A 2,752-nucleotide genomic window follows, 5' to 3' on the forward strand; every position below is an offset into this window, starting at 1 on the left:
GCTCCTGATCCCACCTGTTATGCGATCGAAGTCGAAAAACGCCAGATCCTTACCCACTAAATGGAGCAGAGTGGGGGGTTGTGGGGTATGGTGGCTGGAGTCGTGGGTGAGACGAAGTTCTGGGGCTTCGTGCCGTGGCGGGAGGTGGCCTGATGTTTTTGGGCACCTACACGCCCAAGCTCGACGACAAGGGGCGGTTGACGCTGCCCGCCAAGTTCCGCGATGCGTTGGCAGGAGGGTTGATGGTCACCAAGAGCCAAGATCACAGCCTCGCCGTCTACCCCCGCGCCGAGTTTGAGCAGTTGGCCCGCCGGCTGGCGGACAAGGCCAAGCGCAACAACCCGGAGGCGCGGGCATTCCTGCGTAACCTGGCGGCAGGCACTGACGAGCAGCATCCGGATGCACAGGGCCGGATCACCTTGTCGGCCGACCATCGCCGCTACGCCAACCTCTCCAAAAACTGCGTGGTGATCGGAGCGGTCGACTACCTCGAGATCTGGGATGCGCAGGCCTGGCAGAACTACCAGCAGACCCACGAAGAGAACTTCTCCGCGGCCAGCGATGAAGCACTCGGCGACATCATTTGAGGCGCATGCCCGTGCATCGCGGTCTCTGCCCGAACCGACCCTGACGTACTTCCCCAACGCCAGGTTCGTGCTATCGGACAGGGACCCCGGTGCAGGGGCAGCCCCCGGGCGATCGCAAGCGCGGCGAAGCCGGGCGCAGCGGGTCGCCCGCAGTGTCGCGGGGCGATCGCAAGCGCGGCGAAGCCGGGCGCAGCGGGTCGCCCTCCGGACCACCAGGGTCGCGCCCCGGGGAGGTGTTGTCATGGCCGACGACTCAGCCGATTTCGGTCATGTGCCCGTCCTACTGGAACGCTGCGTGGCGCTGCTCACCCCGGCACTGACCCGCGACCACCCGGATGGGTCGGGTGCCGTCCTGGTAGACGCGACCATCGGCGCGGGCGGTCATGCCGAGCGGTTCCTCACCGACTTGCCCGGCCTGCGCCTGATCGGCCTCGACCGCGACCCCACCGCGTTGGACATCGCCGCGGCGCGGCTGGCCCGATTCACCGACCGGGTGACGCTAGTGCGCACCAGGTATGACGAGATCGCCACTGCACTAACCGAATCTGGCTGTGATGCAACGGGTTCAGTGCCCGGTGTGCTCTTCGATCTGGGTGCGTCGTCGATGCAGCTCGACCGTCTGGAGCGAGGTTTCGCGTATGCTCACGATGCTCCGCTAGACATGCGGATGGACCCGGATTCACCGCTGACCGCGGCCGACATCGTCAATACCTACGACGAGCCGGCCCTGGCTGACATTCTGCGGCGCTACGGCGAGGAGAGGTTCGCGCGTCGCATCGCGGCGCATATCGTCCGCCGCCGGGCCGTCACACCGTTCACGACAACCGGTGAGCTGGTCGACCTGCTCTACCAAGCCATTCCGGCGCCGGCGCGGCGCACTGGCGGGCATCCGGCCAAGCGGACCTTCCAAGCATTGCGTATCGCCGTCAACAGCGAGCTGGGCTCGCTGCGTAGGGCGCTTCCTGCCGCGTTGGACGCGCTGACCGTCGACGGTCGCATTGTGGTGCTGGCGTACCAGTCGTTGGACGACCGCATTGTCAAGGACGTCTTCAGCGGCGCCGTCGCTTCCCGCACGCCGGTCGGGTTGCCGATCGAACTGCCGGGCCACGCACCGGAATTCAGGTTGCTGACACGCGGTGCGGAACGCGCCGACCGTGCCGAAATCGAACGCAACCCCCGTAGCGCCCCGGTGCGGTTGCGGGCTTTGCAACGAGTGCGGCGGCATAACGCGGCAAGGAGGGCGATTCATGAAGGCTAAGCGGCAAGCAGCGACGCGCCGCGGCACCGATCGCCGTCATGGAGGCGACATCGCGGCTCGGACGAGAGCGCGTGGATCGACGGCTCTCACGGCGTCGCGGCGTACCCGGTCTGCGGGCAAGGCTTCGGCCCCCACTCGCGAGCTGCGAGGACCGCAGTCGGGGCCGCAGACCACGCCGATATCGCGACCAGTCGAGCGGCCGGCCCGACCGAAGAGTGCCGCCCAGGCCAAGGCACGGGCTAAGGCGCGAAAGGCTAAGGCACCCAAAGTGGCCCGCCAGCCGTTACATGATCGTTTGCTTGCCAGACTGGCAGCTATTGACCTTCGGCCGCGAACCTTGGCGAGCAAGGTGCCATTCGTCGTGCTGGTCATCGGATCGCTCGGCCTAGGACTGGGCGTTACGCTCTGGCTGTCCACTGACTCCGCGGAGCGCTCCTATGAGTTGGGAAACGCACGGCAGAGAACCCAATTGCTGCAGCAGCAGAAGGAGGCGCTTGAACGCGACGTGCTCCAGGCCCAGGCTGCACCGGCGTTGGCAGAGGCGGCCCGAAATTTGGGAATGATCCCGACGAGAGACACCGCGCACCTGGTGCAAGACCCGACGGGTACGTGGGTGGTGGTCGGCACACCCAAACCCGCCCAGGGCGTTCCGCCGCCGCCGCTGAACACGAAGCTGCCGGACGAAAAGCCGGCACCGCCGAAACCTGCGGCGAACGCGGTGGAGACGCCGGTTCCGGTGGTACCCGGTGCCGGTAGGCCGAGCTTGCCGGCTCCATCTGGGCCCGAGGTGCTGGTCCGTGCTCCTGACGGCGCGACGACGTTGGGCACTCAGCAGTTACCCGCTGGCGCAATGCCGGGGATGCCCAATGTCCCGGCAGCTGAAGCCGGGCCAGTCGCGGTGCCCGGA

Annotated in this window: 3 protein-coding genes; all 3 read left to right on the forward strand. The window is 67.0% G+C overall.

Annotated features, from left to right (window positions below):
* The first annotated feature begins 152 nt into the window (after nt 1-152).
* Nucleotides 153-587 (forward strand): division/cell wall cluster transcriptional repressor MraZ, encoded by a 435-nt coding sequence (gene mraZ / locus ACFE99_RS22935; RefSeq protein ID WP_375488862.1) that lies wholly within the window; start codon nt 153-155, stop codon nt 585-587.
* Nucleotides 562-1,845, forward strand: coding sequence for a 16S rRNA (cytosine(1402)-N(4))-methyltransferase RsmH (gene rsmH, locus ACFE99_RS22940; protein ID WP_375488864.1), 1,284 nt, complete (start codon nt 562-564; stop codon nt 1,843-1,845). The genes mraZ and rsmH overlap by 26 nt, the downstream gene beginning before the upstream one ends.
* The coding region (locus tag ACFE99_RS22945; protein WP_375488866.1) for a hypothetical protein at nt 1,835-2,752 on the forward strand (918 nt) is incomplete at its 3' end. The genes rsmH and ACFE99_RS22945, both read left to right, overlap by 11 nt.

Source organism: uncultured Mycobacterium sp., from assembly GCF_964249325.1.
In the GTDB taxonomy this organism is placed as follows: Bacteria; Actinomycetota; Actinomycetes; order Mycobacteriales; family Mycobacteriaceae; genus Mycobacterium.

Excerpts from the sequence above, each read along its gene's own strand:
- rsmH (WP_375488864.1), top strand. The coding sequence starts at position 562 with ATGAAGCACTCGGCGACATCATTTGAGGCGCATGCCCGTGCATCGCGG.
- mraZ (WP_375488862.1), top strand. The coding sequence starts at position 153 with ATGTTTTTGGGCACCTACACGCCCAAGCTCGACGACAAGGGGCGGTTG.